General features: G+C 74.2%; 13 protein-coding genes. 11 read left to right on the plus strand and 2 right to left on the minus strand.

The window, feature by feature from the left end:
• Positions 1-42 precede the first annotated feature (42 nt).
• Positions 43-1,848, minus strand: coding sequence for an endonuclease/exonuclease/phosphatase family protein (locus AB0J72_RS43970; RefSeq protein WP_363411059.1), 1,806 nt, complete (start codon positions 1,846-1,848; stop codon positions 43-45).
• A 277-nt stretch (positions 1,849-2,125) separates the two neighbouring features.
• Between AB0J72_RS43970 and AB0J72_RS43975 the strand changes: the two genes are divergently transcribed.
• The 3 genes from AB0J72_RS43975 to AB0J72_RS43985 all read left to right on the plus strand — a co-directional run bounded on the left by AB0J72_RS43975 (position 2,126) and on the right by AB0J72_RS43985 (position 7,045).
• A complete protein-coding gene (locus AB0J72_RS43975; protein ID WP_363411061.1) occupies positions 2,126-3,946 on the plus strand; it encodes a hypothetical protein in 1,821 nt (606 codons plus the stop codon).
• A gap of 185 nt (positions 3,947-4,131) precedes the next feature.
• Positions 4,132-5,718, plus strand: a complete 1,587-nt coding sequence (locus AB0J72_RS43980) for a hypothetical protein (protein WP_363411064.1) — start codon at positions 4,132-4,134, stop codon at positions 5,716-5,718.
• Between the two features lie 10 nt (positions 5,719-5,728).
• The gene (locus AB0J72_RS43985) at positions 5,729-7,045 is read left to right on the plus strand and encodes a hypothetical protein (protein ID WP_363411067.1); all 1,317 of its coding nucleotides are present in this window, start codon (positions 5,729-5,731) and stop codon (positions 7,043-7,045) included.
• A 55-nt stretch (positions 7,046-7,100) separates the two neighbouring features.
• Here AB0J72_RS43985 and AB0J72_RS43990 read toward each other — a convergent pair whose 3' ends face one another.
• Complete coding sequence (locus AB0J72_RS43990; RefSeq protein ID WP_363411070.1) at positions 7,101-7,910, minus strand: SDR family NAD(P)-dependent oxidoreductase; 810 nt, start codon at positions 7,908-7,910, stop codon at positions 7,101-7,103.
• A 2-nt stretch (positions 7,911-7,912) separates the two neighbouring features.
• Here AB0J72_RS43990 and AB0J72_RS43995 point away from each other — a divergent pair, with 2 nt between their 5' ends.
• From AB0J72_RS43995 to AB0J72_RS44030, 8 genes are all read left to right on the plus strand, one after another.
• A complete protein-coding gene (locus AB0J72_RS43995) occupies positions 7,913-8,239 on the plus strand; it encodes a VOC family protein (protein ID WP_363411073.1) in 327 nt (108 codons plus the stop codon).
• Between the two features lie 130 nt (positions 8,240-8,369).
• The gene (locus tag AB0J72_RS44000) at positions 8,370-9,758 is read left to right on the plus strand and encodes a serine hydrolase domain-containing protein (protein ID WP_363411075.1); all 1,389 of its coding nucleotides are present in this window, start codon (positions 8,370-8,372) and stop codon (positions 9,756-9,758) included.
• 15 nt (positions 9,759-9,773) lie between these two features.
• Positions 9,774-11,357, plus strand: a complete 1,584-nt coding sequence (locus AB0J72_RS44005; RefSeq protein ID WP_363411078.1) for an ABC transporter substrate-binding protein — start codon at positions 9,774-9,776, stop codon at positions 11,355-11,357.
• Positions 11,358-11,370: 13 nt separating this feature from the next.
• Positions 11,371-12,357, plus strand: coding sequence for an ABC transporter permease (locus AB0J72_RS44010; protein ID WP_363411081.1), 987 nt, complete (start codon positions 11,371-11,373; stop codon positions 12,355-12,357).
• 3 nt (positions 12,358-12,360) lie between these two features.
• On the plus strand, positions 12,361-14,217 hold the full coding sequence (locus AB0J72_RS44015) for a dipeptide/oligopeptide/nickel ABC transporter permease/ATP-binding protein (protein WP_363411084.1): 1,857 nt from the start codon (positions 12,361-12,363) through the stop codon (positions 14,215-14,217).
• Positions 14,210-15,220, plus strand: a complete 1,011-nt coding sequence (locus AB0J72_RS44020; RefSeq protein ID WP_363411087.1) for an ABC transporter ATP-binding protein — start codon at positions 14,210-14,212, stop codon at positions 15,218-15,220. The genes AB0J72_RS44015 and AB0J72_RS44020 overlap by 8 nt, the downstream gene beginning before the upstream one ends.
• Positions 15,217-18,564, plus strand: coding sequence for a serine hydrolase (locus tag AB0J72_RS44025; RefSeq protein WP_363411089.1), 3,348 nt, complete (start codon positions 15,217-15,219; stop codon positions 18,562-18,564). Before AB0J72_RS44020 ends, AB0J72_RS44025 begins: the two co-directional genes overlap by 4 nt.
• Positions 18,554-19,460, plus strand: a 907-nt coding sequence (locus tag AB0J72_RS44030) for a M20/M25/M40 family metallo-hydrolase (protein ID WP_363411092.1), incomplete at its 3' end; no start/stop codon positions are given. The genes AB0J72_RS44025 and AB0J72_RS44030, both read left to right, overlap by 11 nt.

Below are 19,460 nucleotides of genomic sequence, written 5' to 3' on the forward strand. Positions count from 1 at the left end.
ATCGGCGCACGGAAATGTGCACCATCGGTGCCGGAAATTCGCTCAACCGACCTGGAAGACCGTCAGGACCGCGGCGTGATCCGACGGCCAGGCGTTCGCAGACGGATTGGACTGCGACGGGGCGCCGACCCAGAGCGCGTCGGAGGAGACGACGGTCAGCGGGCCTTTGTAGTGAATGAAGTCGATACGGTCCTGCGGCTCCGCCTCGCCGGCGTGGGAGTCGTACCCGTAGCCGCCGGTGAACGTCTTGAACACCGGTGACCAGGTCGCGCCCGGGAACGCCGCCGGGTTCGGGTGCGCCTGCCGGTAGGAGTCGGTCAGGCCCGCGTTCGCGGGGGCGGTCGACGTCGGCCAGGGCACCGCGCCGTAGCCGCAGCGCGAGTTCGACGCCGTCCAGTCCAGGTGCGACGGGGCGTTGAAGTCGCCGACCAGCAGCACCGGCGTGCTCGACGCGGCCGCCAGGTCGGGGCCCATCGCCGAGACGATCGTGTTGATCTGGCCCGTCCGCCCGGACGCCGCCTCCTGGTTCAGCAGCTGCTGCACGCCCATCCGGCCGAAGCAGGCGTCGTACGGGCCGTACGGCGTGTACCCGAGGTGCGCGCTCCACAGCCGCACCGACCGCGCGCCGAGGTCGATCCGCGCCGCGACCGCCCTGCCCGCGATGGCCGTGCCCGTGGCGGTGATCGGGTAGCGGCTGACCACCGCGACGGAGCCGTCCTGGTGGAACGACCAGCCCAGCGCGCCGGCGAGCCGCTGCGCGGCCCCGTCGTTCTCCTGGAGGCCGACCACGTCGGCGTCGCTGTCGAGCAGGAACTTGAGCTCCTTCTCGAACCCGCCGGTGACCGAGCTGCCGCCGTGCCACAGGTTCCAGCTCAGCGCGCGCAGCTGCGGCACCAGCACGCCGGACTGCACCCGGACCGTCACCGTGGCGTCCGCGGTGCCGGTCGACGACGTCGCCCGGACGCCGATCGTGACCGTGCCGGCGGCGGTCGGCGTACCGCTGACGACACCGGACGCGGAGACGCTCGCCCACGCGGGGCCGCTGGTCTTGGTCAGGGTCAGGCCGGCGGTGCCGCCCTGGACGAGACCGCCGACCGCCGCCGTGTAGGCGACGCCGACCTTCGCGTTGCGCAGCGCGAACGCGCTCGACGGGAACCGCGGCGCGCCGGTGCCGGTCACGCGGACCGGGAACGGCTGCGCCAGCCACGTGTACCCGTCGTTGTACAGGTAGTAGATGATGTAGTCGCCCGGCGTCAGCCCGGTCGTCGGCAGCGTCACGGACCCGCTCGCGCTCGGGGTGTAGGCCCACGCCAGCGACGGCCCCACGTAGACCTGGTCCACCGGGCCGTCACCGGGGTTGCGGTACAGCCCGACCCAGTTCTTGGCGTTGGCGCTGGTCGTCGTGTACGACACCTGCACCGGCGACCCCGCGGCGACGGTGGGGTTGGCGACGGTGAGCGTCCCCGGGAGCGCGGCGGTCAGCTTGAGCTTGACCGGCTGCGCGAGCCACGTGTACCCGTCGTTGTAGAGGTAGTACAGGACGTAGTTGCCCGGCGTGAGCCCGCCGGTCGGAAGGACCCCCGAACCGGTGCCGTCCGGCGTGTACACCCACTTCAGCGACGGCCCGACGTACGCCTCGCCCACCGGCCCGTTGCCGGGGTCCGCGTACAGCCCGACCCAGTTCTTCGCCTGGGGCCTCGGCGTCGCGTACTGGAACCGCACGTCGGACCCGACCGCCACCGTCGCGGAGCTGACGGCGAGGGACCCGTCGGCCGCCGCCCGCGCCTCCGGAACCGGCCCGATCAGCACCGCCAGCACGGCCAGCACCACGAGGACAACTCTGCGCACTGAAGCTCTAAATATCGACACTCAACTATTGTGAGGGATCACCTGACGCCGATGTGACATCGTAGCCACATCCCGCCGAACCGCGGCCCAAGAATCGCCGTGACCGCCGCCGGACGCCGTTCATCGGCGCGGGTTCTGCCGGGTCTGCGGTGGCGACGGGGTGGGTCCGGGGTGGAGCGGGCGGTGGCGAAGGGTTACGGTTCTCGATCGGTGGCGTGTTGCGGGGGCGGCTCACCGGGTGCGGCCCCGGCCCGTGCTGGATCGGGAGGACGGTGGCATGGCGGGGAGCGATCCGGTGCCGGGCGATGTGTGGAGCCTGACGGATCCCGACGAGGGCACCGCCGAACGTCCGATCGTGGCGCCGTCCGGGCCGCCGCCGATGCCGGTGGCGCAGGCCGCGCCGCCGCAGGACGTGACGACGGAGCTGCCGCTGGTCGCGCCGCCGGTCCCGGCACCGCCACCGCCACAGGTGCCGTTCACCGCTCCCCCGCCGGTGCAGCAGGCCGCGCCGGCGCCCGCGCCGGCGCCCGCGACCCCACCGGTGCACCAGGCAGCGCCGCAGGACATGCCGGTCGCCGTGGCGCCGTCCGCACTGCAATGGGCGGCGCCGCCCGCGCCGGCGGGTGCGACCCCACCGGTGCACCAGGCGACGCCGCAGGACATGCCGGTCGCAGTGGCGCCGTCCGCACTGCAGTGGGCGGCGCCGCCCGCGCCGGTGGGCGCGACCCCACCGGCGCACCAGGCAGCGCCGCAGGACATGCCGGTCGCCGTGACGCCGTCCGTGCCGCAGGGGGTTCCGCAGGTCGTGGGGCTCGGGGCGCCGCCGGTACAGGGGCCGCCGGAAGCCTTCACCGGGGACGCCGCGCCGCGCGGAGGGAGGCGGACGGGGCTGGTCCTCGCCGCCGCCGGGCTGACGCTGCTCGTCGCGGTCGGCACCGTCGTCGCGGTCAAGGTGTCGCGGTCCGGTGGGGACGGCGGCGGCGCGCCGGTGGCGGCGGCGCAGGAAGGGGACCCGTCCAGGGCGGGCAGCGAGGCCGTCACGGCGTCGGGGACGCCCGACGGCGAGCGGGTGCCGCTGGCGCCGAGCGCCTCGGTGCCGCCCGCGCAGCTGAAGCCCGGCTTCAGGCTGAACGCGGGGCAGGGGCTGCGCTCACCGAACGGCAAATTCACGCTCATGCAGCAGCCGGACGGCAACCTCGTCCTCGCCGACGAGGCGAAGCGGGTGCAGTGGTCGTCGCAGACGCCGTCGAACCCGGGCGCGTACGCCAGCTTCAACCGCGACGGCGACCTCGTCGTCTACGGCAAGAGCGGCGGCGTCCTGTGGCACACCGCCACCGGCGGGAAGGGCGCCCTGCTCGAGGTGCGCGACGACGGCAACGCCGTGGTGTCGCAGGCCGGGAAGCAGGAGCTGTGGTCCAGCCAGGGCGAGCGGGGGCGGCTGTACCCGGGCCAGGCGCTGATCTCCGGGCAGCAGCGCCGCTCCCCCGACGGCCGGTTCACGCTCACCCAGCAGCCCGACGGCAACCTCGTGGTCGCGGGCGCCGACAAGAAGGTCATCTGGAGCGCGCAGACGGGCGGCCGCTCGGGCGGGTCGACGCAGCTGCAGAACGACGGCAACCTCGTCGTGTACGGCGCCGACAAGCAGCCGCTCTGGTCGTCGGGCACGTACGGCGCCACCGCGGTGACGGCCACGCTCAACGCCGACGGCAACCTCGCCCTCACCTCGGGCGGCAAGGTCCTCTGGGCCACGACGACCGACGGCATCAGCAAGCTGACCACCGGCCAGCGCCTCCTCGCCGGGCAGTCCCGCTCGGCCGCGAAGGGCGGCTACGAGCTGCTGCAGCAGCCCGACGGCAACCTCGTGCTGCGCAACTCGGCCAAGACCGTGGTGTGGCGCAGCGGCACCAGCGGCCACCCCGGCGCGTCGACGCGGATGCAGCCCGACGGCAACCTCGTCGTCTACGACACCGCGGGCAAGGCGCTGTGGAGCACCAAGACCTACGGCAAGGCCGCCACGTACCTGCTGGTCCAGGACGACGGCTCGGCCGTGCTCTACACCGCGGCCAAGAAGGCCGTCTGGACCAGCAAGACGGCCTGACACCGGCCGGCACAGTGCGCGGCCGCTGAATTCGGACGCTTTTTCTTTCCGCGCGACACGTTCGTGTGACGCGCGCGGACACCGGCGGCCACGCCCAGATACCGTCATTTCCTGGACATCGTCCACGTAATGCCCTGGTTACGCTTCGCGCACATGCCGGAGTCGTTGCAGGAAAGGGGCTACGAATGGGCAATGTCAGATCGCCACGACGGATATTCATCGCCGCCGTCTCGTGTGTGGCGATGGTGCTCGGCACACAGTTCGTGCTGGCCAGACCGGCGAGCGCGGCCAGCACCGTCACGGTGCGGGTGGTCATCGAACACGTCCTGGAACAGGGGTGCACCGACAACCTGTCCGGTTCGGACTTCTATTCGAAGATCACGATCGGCGGGCAGGACTTCAATTTCGGCCCGATCGACGGTGAGGACGAGATATCGCCGGACTGGACCGCGGAGAAAGCGGTCGACGTCGACTCGGCGGCCACCGTTCCGGTGGTGATCACGCTGGCGGAATCGGACGGTTTCCTCAATTTCGAGGACGATGTCTGCGACATCTCGCCCAACGGCCCGGAGCTCGACCTCACGGTCAACCTGGTGCCGTGCGCCGTCACCGGCGACGTCAGCGGCGTGTGCGCCGGGCCGATCACCTCCGCCGGCAACGGCGACGCCGACATCCGGTTCCGGATCGAGGTCGACCTGCCCGCGGCGACGCCGGGGCTGGCCGTGCGGTGCACCCACACCCCGCTGTGGCCGCAGCCCGGCGACACCGTGACCATCACCGTCGAGTCGCTCGACGGCACGGTCCAGGTGGGCGACACGATGGCCGACCTGTCCTCCGGCGCGCCGGGGCCCGCGCTGGTCGACCACAAGAAGATCGCCGACGACCTGGAGGTGTGGGTCAACGAACCGACCGGACCCGACCTGCACGTCACCGGCAAGACCACCGACAGCTACGTCATCACCAACGTGCCCGCCGGTGACCTCGTGTACGGCTGCACCGCCCACGCCGGCGCCGACCGGGTCTTCACCGGCTGGCGGCGGACCAGGGTCGGCGCGCCCGCCGAGGGCACCGCGATCCCGGTCAGCTTCACCGGCGCCCGCACCAACCGGGTCGACGTCGTCTTCATCGCCGACAGCGACAGCTACACCGCGGCGACCGACCCGGCGTTCCTCGCCGACGCGACCGACGTCATCAAGGGCGCCTACTACGGCCAGGACTTCTTCCTGGCCAACCAGCAGCGGTTCAACTTCTGGCTGGCGGACCAGCGCGGCGACGCCGACCGGGTCGCCGCACCGACGCCGGCGAACCCGGCCAACACCAACTGCGTGCTGACCCGGCCGCCGAACTGGTCGAAGGACTACAGCTGGGCCGACACCGGCGTCATCCTGCACCGCGACGACTTCCGGGACTGCGCCAACGGGGGTGTCTTCTCCACCGAGCCGACGTCGCTGGGCACGGTGCTGCACGAGACCGGGCACGCGCCGTTCGGCCTCGCCGACGAGTACTGCTGCGACGGCGGCTACTTCGAGGCGCTGCCGAACCCGAACATGTTCGACACCCTCGCCAAGTGCCAGGCGGACGCGCCGACGCTGGGCCGGCCCGCGAGCGACTGCCGGACCGTCACCGACGTCCGGCCGACCCCGGCGAAGAGCTGGTTCCTGTCCGAGCCGACGCCGAACGACCTCATGAACGCCGACCGGCGACCGCCGCAGGCCGCCGACATCAGACGCATGAACTGGTACTTCGACAACTGCGCCGCCGGAAAGTGCTGAGGAGGACGCCATGAGACTCAACCGACGCGCGCTCGCGCTGGTCACCGCATCGGCGACCGCCCTCGTCGCGGTCGCGGTCACGGTCGCCGTCACGGTGGCCGGGTCCGCCGCCGCGCCCGGCGACCCGGTCGACCCGGGGACCGCGCCGCAGCCGCAGTACGACTACGCGGACACGGCCAAGTCGTTCCTGGTCGACCTGAACTTCGCCGGCCCGTCCGCGACGCTCGCCGGCGCCACCGTCGGCGAGCAGCGCTCCGTCTCCCACCTCGGCGACCCGCCGCTGCTGCGGCTCACGCTGACGGACGAGGACGGGGCGCCGGCCGGCGCGTTCAACGCCTGGGATCCCCGCTGGTACTTCGACCAGACCGCCGACGGCGGCGAGCGGCTCGTCGTGCGCGACGGCCCGGGGACGCTGACGGTGCCGTTCGACGCCGACACCGCGACGATGGTGGTGCGCGACGTGAACGCCGGGACGGACCTGGTGACCGTGGACCTGCGGCCCGCGGTGCACGAGTTCTGCGTGGCGCACCCGGGCGACCCCGACTGCGTCGAGGCCGACCTGGCCGTCACCGCGGCGACCGTGACCGGCGACCCGCTCGCCGTCATCGGGCTGCCGAGCACCGTCCAGGTGCGGACGGTCGTGGCGAACCTCGGCCCGGACGGGCCCGTCGACGCCGTCGTGACCCAGACCGCGACCGGGTCGCCGGGCGTCACGGTCACCCCGGCGAGCCGCACGTCCGCCGCCGGCGGGCTCGCGGTCGGCGCCCCGGCCACCCTGGACGGCGCCTACGACGTCACCTGTACCGCGCCGGGCGCCCAGACGGTCACGGTCACCACGACGGTCGCGCCCGCGAAGGCGAAGGTCGTCGACGCCGTCGCCGGCAACAACAGCCGCGCGGCGACCTTCGCCGTCGACTGTGCCGTGCCGGTGACGCTGAACATCATGCCGGGCAGCCTCACCAACCCGGTCAACGTCAACCCCGGGGTGCTCCCGGCCGCGGTGCTCACCACGACCGCCGGCCAGTACGGCAACCCCCTGGCGTTCGACGCCGCGACGATCCAGCCGGCCACGGTGCGCATGGGCGTGCGCGGCCCGCTGATCGCCACCGGCGCCGGCGCGCCGGAGGACCACGGCAAGGTCCACCTGGAGGACTCGTACGAGCTCGACGAGCACACCCGCGACGGTGACAGGGACGGCGTGATCCACGCCCGCCGGGACCAGCTCGGCATCCAGCCGGGCACGGTCGAGATCTGCGTCCGCGGCCGGTTCGGCGCGGGCGCCGGCACGGCGTTCTTCGGCTGCGACCGCATCACCCAGGTCCCGTAACGGACCCCTCCGAAGGAGCGCCCCGGAGCCCTGGCACGCTGGGCTCCGGGGCGTTCTACAACGCTACCGCGGCGGCGCTCGCGTCCCAGAGTTTCGCGGCCGCCGCCGGGTCGCTCGCGTGCGCCGCCGGCCTGGTGAGCTTGTGCCCGACGTAGTAGCCGCCGTCCGTCAGCTCGGCCGCGGGCGTGGTGGCCAGCCACACCAGCAGCGCGCCGGCCTTCTCCGGGGTGGTCAGGAACGGCGTGAACCGGTACACGAGCCGGACCGGTCCCTCGCCGAAGTTGGAGCGCACGACCCCCGGGTGGAAGGACACGCTGGTGACGTCCGGCCAGCGGCGCGCGGCCTCGGCGGCGAAGAGGATGTTCGCGGACTTCGCGGCACCGTACGCGCGGCCCCAGCGGTACGTGCCGGCGTCGCCGGTGAAGTCGTCCGGGTCCGGGCGGCCCTGCGTGTGCACCCGCGACGCGGTCGCCACCAGCCGCGCCCCGGTGAGCCGCTCCCGCAGCAGGCTCGTCAGCAGGAACGGGGCCAGGTGGTTGCCCTGGATCGTCGCCTCGTAGCCGTCCGCCGTCCGCCGGTAGCCGCCGACCATCCCGCCCGCGTTGTTGGCGAGGACGTCGATCGACGGGCACGTGTCGAGCAGGTACGCGGCGAGGTCCCGCACCTCCGCGAGCCGCTCGAAGTCGGCCCGGAAGCGCCCCGGCTCGCGGCCGCCGCCGGCGGCCCGCACCCGCGCGACCGCCGCCTCGAGGCGCCCCTCGTCGCGGCCGACGACGACCACCCGGTCGCCCCGGGCGGCGAACTGCTCCGCCGCCGCCAACCCGACACCGGAGCTCGCGCCCGTGATCACCACAGTTCGATCCATCGATGCAGTCTCCACGCCGCGCCCGGGATTCGCACGGCCGCCACGCGCCCTCGTGGGGCCCGTTCACCAACGTCCAGCTCGACGGCGGCGTCCTGCTGCAGTTCGCCGAGCCGCCGGTCGAGATCCAGATGCAGCACTACGCGTTCCTGCTCGACGACGAGCGCTTCGACCGGGCGTACGCGCGGCTCACCGAGCGGGGCATCGAGCACTGGGCCGACCCGCAGATGCGGCGGCCCGGCGAGATCAACCACGAGCACGGCGGCCGCGGGGTCTACTTCAAGGACCCCGCCGGTCACGCGATCGAGCTGATCACCCGCCCGTACCTGTGACGAGCCGGTGCCGCGGTCACGGCGACCAGCCGGGACCGCGGCACGGGTTCGTCTGGAAGTACGAACTCCTGGGGGTGGAGTTGTCGTTCCATACGAACACTGGCCGGTAGGACCGCCCTAGGGTTGCCGCATGTCGGAACTGGGTGACATCCATCACTGGCTGCGCGAGCGTCTGCCCGCGCTGCTCGTCGAACACAAGGTGCCGGCCGCCGCAGTGGCGGTCTCGGTCGGCGGTGACGTCATCGACGTCGCCGCCGGCGTCCTGAGCCGGGCGACAGGGGTGGAGGCCACCACCGACTCGGTGTTCCAGATCGGCTCGATCACCAAGGTGTGGACGGCCACGCTGGTGATGCAGCTGGCCGACGAGGGGAAGCTCGACCTCGACGCGCCCGTCCGGCGGTACGTGCCGGAGTTCGTCATCGCCGACGAGGACGCGGCCGCCGCGATCACGGTGCGGCAGCTCCTGAGCCACACGGCCGGGTTCGAGGGTGACGTGTTCACCGACACCGGCAAGGGCGACGACTGCGTCGAGAAGTACGTCGCGACGCTCGGCGGCACGCCGCAGCTGTTCGCGCCCGGCACGATGTTCTCGTACAACAACGCCGGGTACTGCGTGCTCGGCCGGGTCGTCGAGGTGCTGCGCGGCAAGCCGTTCGACGCCTGCGTCCGGGAGCACCTGTTCGGGCCGCTCGGGCTGACCCACGCCGCCAACGGTGCCGACGAGGCGATCCTGTTCCGGGCCGCGGTCGGCCACATCCAGCCGGCGCCGGACGCCGACCCGGTGGCGGCGCCCATCTGGGCCCTGGCCCGCTCCAACGCGCCGGCCGGCTCGATGCTCACCATGCGGGTCCGGGACCTCATCGCGTTCGGCCGGATGCACCTCGACGGCGGGAAGGCGGCCGACGGCACCCAGGTGCTCAGCGCCGACGCCGTCGCGCGGATGCGGCAGCCGCAGGTCACGCTGCCCGCGCTCGGCCTGATGGGCGACGCCTGGGGGCTCGGCTGGGAGGTGTTCGACTGGCCCGGCGGCACGGTCATCGGGCACGACGGCAACACGATCGGCCAGGCCGCGATGCTGCGCCTGGTCCCGGGCCGCGACGTCGCGGTCGCGCTGCTCTCCAACGGGGGCAACCCGTTCGCGCTGTACACCGCGATCTTCACGCGGATCCTGCGGGACCTGGCCGGCGTCGAGCTGCCGCCGCTGCCTGCGCCGCCGGAGGTCCCCGAGACGGTCGACGTCGAGCGCTACCTCGGCACGTACCGCTGCGACGTCGCCGAGCTGGTGGTGGAGCGCGACGGCGACGGCCGGCTCTGGCTGGAGCAGCGGCCCCAGGGGCTGATGGCCCAGCTCGGCGGCCAGGTCGAGCGGACCGAGCTGGTCCACCTCTCCACCGACCGGTTCGTCCCGCTCAAGGCGACGCTCGGCGTCCACCTGCCGCACGTCTTCGTCGGCGACGACGGGACCGGGCACGCCCTGTACATCCACAGCGGCCGTGCGATCCGCCGCGTCGCCAACTGACCACCGGAGGCATCCATGAGATCTGTCCGGACCATCGCCGCCCTCGGTGGTCTCGCGCTCCTGCTCGGGGCCTGCGGCGGCAACGCCGCGACCGGCGACCAGACGTTCGCCGACGGCAAGACGTTCACCATGGTGCTCGGCGCCGACCCCGGCACGCTCGACCCCCACCTCACGTCGCTGTCCGTCGCGATGCTGGTCGACCGGTTCATGTACGACTCGCTCGTCAACATCGACCCGGACGGCAACGAGGTCGCCGGGCTGGCGCAGACCTGGCAGGGCACGACCACGTCCGCCACGTACACGCTGCGCAAGGACGTCAAGTGCGCCAACGGCGGCCCGCTCACCGCGACCATCGTCGCCGACAACATCAACTTCGTCGGCGACCCGAAGAACGCGTCGTCGCGGATCGGGGCGTTCGTCCCGGCGGGCGCCACCGCGAAGGCTGACGACGCGGCCGGCACCGTGACGGTCACGTCGCCCGCGCCGGCCTCGTTCCTCGCCCGGATGGTCGGCGGCCTGCCGATCGTGTGCGACAAGGGCATGAAGGACCGCAACCTGCTCAAGCAGGGCGGCGACGGCACCGGCATGTTCACGCTGACCGAGGCGGTGGCGAACGACCACTACACGTTCACCCGGCGCAAGGACTACGGGTGGGGCCCCGGTGACTGGAAGGCCGACCAGCGCGGCCTGCCCGACACGGCGGTCCTCAAGGTCGTCACCAACGAGTCGACCGCGGCCAACCTGCTGATGTCCAAGCAGGCGAACGCGGCGCAGCTGGTCGGTCCGGACCGGCAGCGGGTGCAGGCGGCGAACCTGCACCAGCGGCAGATCGAGGCGACGCTCGGCGAGCTGTGGTTCAACCACAAGAGCGGGCTGCCCGGCGCCGACGAGCAGGTGCGCAAGGCGCTGGTCCAGGCGCTGGACCTCACCGAGCTGGGCAAGGTCGTCAGCAGCGGCAACGGCAAGCCGCCGACCGGCCTCGTCTCGTCCGGCGGCGCGCCGTGCAAGCAGAACACCGTCGAGGGGAACCTGCCCGGGCACGACCTGGACGCGGCGAAGGCCGCGCTGGACGCCGCCGGCTGGACGGCCGGCGCGGGCGGCGTACGCGCGAAGGGCGGGCAGAAGCTCACCATCGCGATCGCGTACCCGGCCAGCCTGGGCACCGGCTCGCAGGCCGGCGCCGAGCTCACGCAGAAGGTCTGGACGAGCGTCGGCGCGGAGGTCACCGTGAAGCCGGTGACCGACGCCGAGATCGGCACCGCCCTCCTCGGCGGGCAGCTCGCCTGGGAGGCGGCGTTCCTGCCGCTCAACACGCCACTGCCCAGCCAGGTCGTGCCCTACGTGTCCGGGCCGTCCGCGCCGAACGGCGTCAACTTCTCCGGCATCGACAACGCCGAGTACACCAAGGCGGTCACGGAGGCGTCGGCGGTCGCCGGCACGGCGGGCTGCGAGCAGTGGGCCGCCGCCGAGAAGGCCGTCTTCAAGCACGTCGACGTGGTGCCGTTCGTCAACTCGACGGTGCCGATCTTCGGTCAGGGCGCGCGGTTCGAGATCGGCGACGGCTCGATGATCCCGCAGTCCATCCGGATGCTGGTGTAAGGAGGTGACCGGCGTGCGAGCCGTGACGGAAAAACTGACGGAGAGACTCACGGACAACGCGTGGGTGCGGTTCGCCGCACGCCGGTCGCGCCGGCTGCTGCTGTCGGTCTGGGTACTGCTGACCGCGGCGTTCGGCATGATCCACCTGATCCCGGGTGACCCGGTGCGGGCGGCGCTCGGCGTCGCCGCACCGCCCGAGCTGGTCGCCGCCCGCCGGGAGCAGCTGGGCCTGGACGACCCGCTGTGGCGGCAGTACCTCGACTACCTGGGCGACCTGTCCGCCGGGCGGTTCGGCACCTCGACGGTCTCCGGCCTGCCGGTCTCCCAGGTCATCGCGGAGCGCTACCCGGCGACGCTGGAGCTCGCCGTGTACGCGTTCCTGGTCGCCGTCGCGCTCTCGGTCCCGCTCGGGCTGACCATGGCGGTGCTGACCCGGGGCGGCCGGCGCCGGCGGCTGGAGCTCGGCTTCACCTCGACCAGCGTGTTCTTCGGCGCGGTGCCGGAGTTCCTGGTCGGCGCCGGGCTGGTGTACCTGTTCGGGGTCCAGCTCGGGCTGGTGCCGATCGCCGGGCGGGCCGGGCCGGACTCCTACGTGCTGCCGGTCCTCGCCCTGGCCCTCGGCCCGGCCGCGGTGCTCGCCCGGATCATGCGGGTGGAGACCCTGGCGGTGCTGGACGCCGACTACATCCGCACCGCCCGCGCGAAGCGGCTGCCGGACCGGCGGCTGTACCTGCGGCACGCGCTGCCCAACTCGGTGACGGCCACGGTCACCATCGCCGGGCTGCTGCTGGGCGGGCTGGTCGCGGCGACCGTCCTGGTGGAGAACGTGTTCGCGTGGCCGGGCCTGGGCAGCACCATCGTCCAGTCGATCCTGGCCAAGGACTACCCGGTGGTGCAGGGCATCGTGCTGATCTACGGCCTGGGCGTGCTCCTGGTCAACCTGGTGGTCGACGTCGGCCTCGCGCTGCTCGACCCGCGCTCGACGATCCGGGAGAGCTGAACCGTGCCGCAGCGACTGCGTACCCCGCTCGGCGTGACCGCGGCGGTCCTGCTCACGGCGGTGCTGGCCCTGGCGGTCCTGGCGCCCGTGCTCCTGCGCGGGCGGGCCGACGCCGTGGACACCGCGAACATCCTGCAGGGCCCGTCGGCGGCGCACTGGGCCGGCACCGACGGGCTCGGCCGGGACATCTTCTTCCGGGTCCTGGTCGCCACCCGGCTCTCGGTGGTGCTGGCGCTGCTGTCGACCGGCCTGGGCGTCGTCATCGGGCTGCTGCTCGGCGCCGCGCCGCAGCTGATCGGCGCGCGCCTCGGCCGCCTCGTGACCGCCGGCGTGAACGTCGCGGTCGCGTTCCCCGGGCTGCTGCTCGCCCTCAGCTTCGCGGTCATCTTCGGGGTGGGCACCAAGGGCTCCGTCCTCGCGATCGGCTTCGCGGTCGCGCCCGCCTTCGCGCGGCTGACCGGCACCCTGGTCGCCTCGGTCGCCGAGCGGGACTTCGTCGCCGCCGCCCGGATCGCGGGGGTGGGCCGGCTCCGCGTCCTGGTCCGGCACGTGCTGCCCAACATCGGCGAGCCGCTCGTCGTCAACGCGACCGTCGCGGCCGGCGGCTCGCTGCTCGCCTTCGCCGGCCTGTCCTACCTCGGCCTCGGCGTGCAGGCACCGTCGTACGACTGGGGACGGCTGCTCGGCGAGGGCCTCAACAGCCTGTACGTCCACCCGCTCGCGGCCCTGGTCCCGGGCGCCGCGGTGGTGCTCGCCGGGCTGGCCTTCAACCTCACCGGCGAGGCGGTCGCCCGGCAGATCGGCCAGAGCACACCGCTGTTCACCGCCGTCCGCCGCGCGCCCCGGCGGGAGCCGGCCGCGCCGTCCACAGTGGACAAGGACGGCGACACCGTGCTCGCCGTGGAGAACCTCCGCGTCTCGTTCGGCGAGCTGACGCCGGTCCGCGGGCTGAGCTTCACGATCCGCCGCGGCGAGGCGGTCGGCGTGGTCGGCGAGTCCGGCTCCGGCAAGAGCCTCACCGCCCTGGCGGTCGCCCAGCTGATCGAGGCGCCCGGCGAGGTGCGCGCCGACCGGCTGGAGTTCGCCGGGGAGGACCTGCGGCACGGGCCGAGCCGGGCCCAGCGTCGCCTGCTCGGCACCTCGTTCGCGATGGTGTTCCAGGACCCGATGTCGTCGTTCAACCCGACCCAGCGCATCGGGCGGCAGCTCGCCGAGCCCGCCGTCCAGCACCAGGGCCTCAGCCGCCGGGAGGCGTTCGCGCGGGCCGTGGACCGGCTGCGCGCCGTCCGGCTGCCGGCGCCCGAGCGGCGCGCGCACCAGTTCCCGCACGAGTTCTCCGGCGGCATGCGGCAGCGGGCGATGATCGGGATGGGCCTGATGGGCACCCCGGCCCTCATCGTCGCCGACGAGCCGACCACCGCGCTGGACGTGACCGTGCAGCGGCAGGTGCTGGCGCTGCTGGAGGACATCCGGGCCGCCGACTCGGTCGCGCTGCTGCTGATCAGCCACGACATCACCGTCGTCGGCCAGGTCTGCCAGCGGGTGCTGGTGATGTACGCGGGGCGCGTCGTGGAGGACGTGGCCGCCGCGGCGCTGCCCGGCGGGGCGCGGCACCCGTACACCCGGGCGCTGCTCGCGGCGGTGCCGCACCTCGGCACCGACCGGGACCTGCCGCTGACCGTCATCCCGGGCCGGCCGGTCGAGCCCGGCGAGGTGCCCGCCGGCTGCGCGTTCGCGCCCCGCTGCGCGTACGCCGACGACCAGTGCCGGCAGCAGGACCCGCCCCTCCAGGCGGACACGGACGGCGGACGGGTGGCGTGCTGGCACGCCGGGCTGGTCAAGGGTGGGCACGGTGCATGAGCTGAGCTTCCGGGACGTCTCGGTCCGCTTCGGCGGGCGGCGGCGCGGCGTCACCGCCGTCGACCGTGTCGACCTCACCGTCCCCGCCGGCAGCGTCGTGGGGCTCGTCGGCGAGTCCGGCTCCGGCAAGTCGACCCTGGCCCGCGCGGCGGTCGGTCTCGCCCCGCTGTCCGGCGGGGAGATCCTGCTGGACGGGCGGCGGTTGCCGCGCACCCCCGGCACGGGCGCCGGGCGCCGCGTGCAGATGGTGTTCCAGGACCCGTACTCGTCGCTCGACCCGCGGATGACGATCGGCGCCTCCATCGCCGAGGCGGTGCCGCGGGGCACGACCGCCGCGGACCGCCGCGCCGAGGTCGCCCGGCTCCTCGACCTGGTCGAGCTGGCGCCGGAGCGGGCCCGGCAGCACCCGGCGCAGCTGTCCGGCGGGCAGCGGCAGCGGGTCGCCCTCGCCCGCGCCCTCGCCGCCCGCCCCGACGTGATCGTCGCCGACGAGATCACCTCCGCGCTGGACGTGTCCATCCAGGGCACCGTGCTGAACCTGGTGCGCGACCTGCAGCGCCGGCTGGGCCTGTCGATGCTGTTCATCTCGCACAACCTGGCGGTCGTCCGCTACGTCAGCGACGTCCTCGCCGTCATGTACCTCGGCCGGATCGTCGAGTGCGGGCCGGTGGACGACGTGCTCGGCGACCCGCAGCACCCGTACACCCGGCAGCTGCTCGCCTCGGCGCCGCAGCCCGGCGGCCCCCGGCCGGCGCTGCTCGGCGCGCTGACCGGCACCAAGGCCGTCCTGGACGCCGCGGAGCCCACCGACCCGCACCACCCGCCGGCCGGCTGCCGGTTCCACCCCCGCTGCCCGGTCGGCCCGCTCGTGCTCCAGCGCGACGTCTGCCGCGACACCGAACCGGACGGCGCCGCCCACCGGCACCTGGCCGCCTGCCACTTCGCCGCGCCGCGACCCGGCCTTGAAAAGCAAGCCCCGCTTCCCACGAGGAGTCTGTCGTGACCCGACGCCAGCGCATCGACGACCTGCCCACCCTCGCCGCGCCGGAGCAGCCGGCGATCGCGCCGGACGGCTCACGGGTCGTCTATGTGCTCCGCACCGTGGACGCCGGGGCGGACCGCACCCTGCACAACCTCTGGTGGGCCGGCACCCGCTCGGGCGAGCCGGAGCAGCTCACCCGGGGCGGCGCCGACACGGCGCCGGCGTGGTCGCCGGACGGCACCCGGATCGCGTTCCTGCGGGCCACCGGCGGAGCGGCGCAGGTGTGGGTGCTGCCCGCCGGCGGCGGCGAGCCCGAGCAGCTGACGACGCTGCCGCTGGGCGCCGGCCGGCCGGTGTGGAGCCCCGACGGCACGGCGATCGCGTTCGCCGCGCCGGTCGACCTGCACGCCGCCGACGGCGAGGACGACGCGGCCCGGCAGCGGCGCGGCGCCGCGCCGATCGTCGCGGACCGGCTCGACTACCTCGCCGACGGCGCCGGCTACCTGCGCACCATGCGCAGCCACGTGCACGTCGTGGACGTGGCCACCAGGGCGTGCCGCCGGTTCACCGACGGCGACTGGCACGCGGGCGACCCCGCCTGGTCGCCGGACGGCACGCGGCTCGCCTACGCGGCGGCCACCGCGCCCGACGCGGACCGGACGATGCACTGCCCGGTGTACGTGCGCTCCGCCACCGACCCGGCGGCGCCGCCACGGCTCGCCGGGCTCGCCGACGGCACCGGCGGCCCGGTCACCTGGGCCGCGGACGGCGAGGCGCTGCTGGTCACCGGGTTCCCCGGCCGGCTCACCGGCCACGCGCACCTGCTGCGCGTGCCGCTGGACGGCGGGCCCGTCACCAGCCTGTCCGCCCCGCTGGACCGCAACGTCATGCCGGGCGGGCCGGGCTACCCGGGCGCGCTCCCGGTGACCGTCGACAGTGGACGGTCGGTGCTGTTCTGCGCCCGCGACCGCGGCGACACCCACCTCTACGCCGTCCCGGTCGGCGGCGGCGACCCGCGACCGGTCCTCGCCGGCGCCGGACGCTCCGTCGCCGGCCTGTCCGTCGCCGGCGACACCGCGGTGGTCCTGCTGCTCACCCCGACCTCCCTCGGCTCGCTCGTCGCCCTCGACCTGAGCACCGGCGGCGAGACGGTGCTGGTCGAGCGGGACGCCGAGGCCGACCTGTACCCGCGGCTGGAGCGGGAGTTCACCATCTCCGACGGCACCGTGGTGCACGGCTGGCTGGTCCGCGACCCGGCGACGGCCGGGCCCGGCCCGCTGCTGCTGGACGTGCACGGCGGCCCGCACAACGCGTGGAGCGCCGCCGCCGACGACGTCCACCTGTACCACCAGGAGCTCGCCGCGCGGGGCTGGACCGTGCTGCTGCTCAACCCGCGCGGCAGCGACGGCTACGGCGAGGCCTTCTACACCGCCGCGGTCGGCGCCTGGGGCGTCGCCGACGCCAAGGACTTCCTGGAGCCCGTCGACACCCTCGTCGCGGAAGGGGTCGCCGACCCGGCCCGGCTCGCCGTCGCCGGCTACAGCTACGGCGGCTACATGACCTGCTTCCTGACCGGGGTCACCGACCGGTTCGCCGCGGCCGTCGCCGGCGGCGTCGTCAGCGACCTGACCAGCGAGTCCGGCACCGCCGACGCGGGCCACTTCCTCAACGCCTTCGAGCTCGCCGGTGGTTCGGTCGCCGACATGTCACCCATCACCCGGGTGGACCAGGTCCGCACCCCGACCCTGATCCTGCACGGCGCCGCCGACGTGCGGTGCCCCGCCGGGCAGGCGCAGCAGTGGCACACCGCGCTGCGCGAGCGGGACGTGCCGACCCGCCTCGTCCTCTACCCGGACGCCTCGCACCTGTTCATCCTCCAGGGCCGGCCGTCGCACCGGATCGACTTCAACCGCCGGATCGTCGACTGGGTCGAGCGGTTCGCCGCCGACCGCGAACCCCGCCGGCCCGCCCTGGACGCGGCGCACTGGCAGCGCCGGCTGACCGCCCTCGCCCAGCGGCACAAGGTGCCCGGCGCGACGCTCGGCATCCTGCGCCTGCGCCCTGGAGTCGACAGCGGTGGCGACGAGTTGGTGGAGGCGGCGTACGGCGTCGTCAACAAGGACACCGGCGTCGCCACCACGACCGACTCGGTGTTCCAGATCGGGTCGATCTCGAAGGTGTGGACCGCGACCGTGGTCCTGCAACTCGTCGACGAGGGCCTGCTCGACCTGGACGCGCCGGTCGCCGACGTGCTGCCCGAGTTCCGCCTCGCCGACCCGGAGGTCACCAAGCAGGTCACCATGCGGCACCTGCTCACCCACACCAGCGGCATCGACGGCGACGTGTTCACCGACACCGGGCGCGGCGACGACTGCCTCGAGCGGTACGTGGCGCTGCTCGCCGAGCAGACCCAGAACCACCCGCTCGGCGTCACCTGGTCGTACTGCAACGCCGGCTTCTCCCTCGCCGGCCGGGTCATCGAGAAGCTGACCGGCGGCACCTGGGACGCCGCGCTGCGGGCCAGGCTCTTCGGCCCGCTCGGGCTGCGCCGCACCGGCACGCTGCCGGAGGAGGCCCTCGCCCACCGGACCGCGATCGGCCACGTCGGTGAGGACCCCGACGACCTGAAGGTCGCGCCGGCGTGGGCGCTGCCCCGCTCGCTCGGGCCGGCCGGCCTGATCAACGCCTCCGCCGCCGACGTGCTCGCGTTCGCCCGGCTGCACCTCACCGGCGGGCTCGCCCCCGACGGCACCCGGGTGCTGAGCGAGGCGAGCGCCGCCGCGATGGCCGCCGAGCACGCCGACCTGCCCGACAAGTACTCCCTCGGCGACTCGTGGGGGCTCGGCTGGATCCGGTTCGGCTGGGACGGCCACCGGCTCATCGGGCACGACGGCAACACCATCGGCCAGTCCGCATTCCTGCGCCTGCTGCCCGAGCAGGGCCTCGCCGTCACGCTGCTCACCAACGGCGGCAACGGCCGGGACCTCTACGACGAGCTCTACCGGGAGATCTTCGCCGAGGCGGCCGGCGTCGCGATGCCGCGCCCGATCGCGCCGCCCGCCGAGCCGGTCCAGGTCGACTTCCAGCGGTACCTCGGCACGTACGAGCGGGCCAGCGTCCGCATCGAGGTCCTCGAGCGCGACGGCGGGCCGGTCATGCGCAGCACCGTCACCGGCCCGATCGCCGAGCTGATCCCGGACCCGGTGAGCGAGTACGCGATGGTCCCGGTCGAGGAGCACCTGTTCCTGGTCAAGGAGCCGTCGGCGCAGAACTGGGCGCCGGTCACGTTCTACGCGCTGCCGACCGGCGAGCCGTACCTGCACTTCGGGGTGCGGGCGACGCCGAAGGTCACCGATGGACACTGAGCCGCTGCTGCGGGCGACGCGGGCGGCGTTGCCGGCGCTGCTCGCGGAGATCGAGACGCTCGTGCGGGCCGAGTCGCCGTCCGCCGACCTCGCCGCCGTCGCCCGCAGCGCCGACGTGCTCGCCGGCGTCGGCGCCCGGCGCCTCGGCGCCGCCCCGGACCGGATCGTCGTCGACGGCCGCACCCACCTGCGCTGGCGGCTCGGCACCGGACCGGACCGGGTCCTGCTGCTCGGCCACCACGACACGGTGTGGCCGGTCGGCACCCTCGCCACGCACCCGTTCGCCACGACCGGCGGGCGGCTGCGCGGCCCCGGCTGCTTCGACATGAAGGCCGGGGTCGTGATGGCGCTGCACGCGGCCGCCGCCGCGGCCGGGCGGGGCGCCGCCGTGACCGTGCTCATCACCGGCGACGAGGAGATCGGCTCGCCGAGCTCCCAGGCGCTCGTCGAGCAGGAGGCGGCCGGCGCCCGCGCCGCCCTCGTCCTCGAACCGTCCGCGGACGGCGGCGCGCTCAAGACCGCCCGCAAGGGCGCCGGGTTCTACCGGATCCGGATCGCCGGCCGGGCCGCCCACGCCGGGCTCGAGCCGGAGCGCGGCGTCAACGCCGGCGTCGAGCTGGCCCACCAGGTCCTCGCCGTGCACCGGCTCGGCGACCCCGCCCTCGGCACCACCGTCACCCCGACCGCGGTGTCCGCCGGCACCACCACCAACACCGTGCCGGCCGCCGCCGAGCTCGCCGTGGACGTCCGCGTCCGCGACGAGGCCGAGCAGCACCGGGTCGCCGCCGCCCTCGCCGGGCTGCGCCCGGTGCTCGACGGCGCGACCCTCGAGGTCGAGGGCGGCGGCAACCGCCCGCCGCTGACCGCCGCCGCGTCCGCCGGGCTCTTCGCCCGCG

The organism is Dactylosporangium sp. NPDC049742, assembly GCF_040674675.1.
GTDB lineage: Bacteria > Actinomycetota > Actinomycetes > Mycobacteriales > Micromonosporaceae > Dactylosporangium > Dactylosporangium maewongense.

Bases quoted from the DNA above. Each gene is read 5' to 3' on its own strand.
- AB0J72_RS43995 (WP_363411073.1), top strand. From the start codon at position 7,913: ATGCAGTCTCCACGCCGCGCCCGGGATTCGCACGGCCGCCACGCGCCC.
- AB0J72_RS44005 (WP_363411078.1), top strand. From the start codon at position 9,774: ATGAGATCTGTCCGGACCATCGCCGCCCTCGGTGGTCTCGCGCTCCTG.
- AB0J72_RS43990 (WP_363411070.1), bottom strand. From the start codon at position 7,910: ATGGATCGAACTGTGGTGATCACGGGCGCGAGCTCCGGTGTCGGGTTG.
- AB0J72_RS44000 (WP_363411075.1), top strand. From the start codon at position 8,370: ATGTCGGAACTGGGTGACATCCATCACTGGCTGCGCGAGCGTCTGCCC.
- AB0J72_RS43975 (WP_363411061.1), top strand. From the start codon at position 2,126: ATGGCGGGGAGCGATCCGGTGCCGGGCGATGTGTGGAGCCTGACGGAT.
- AB0J72_RS43980 (WP_363411064.1), top strand. From the start codon at position 4,132: ATGGGCAATGTCAGATCGCCACGACGGATATTCATCGCCGCCGTCTCG.
- AB0J72_RS43985 (WP_363411067.1), top strand. From the start codon at position 5,729: ATGAGACTCAACCGACGCGCGCTCGCGCTGGTCACCGCATCGGCGACC.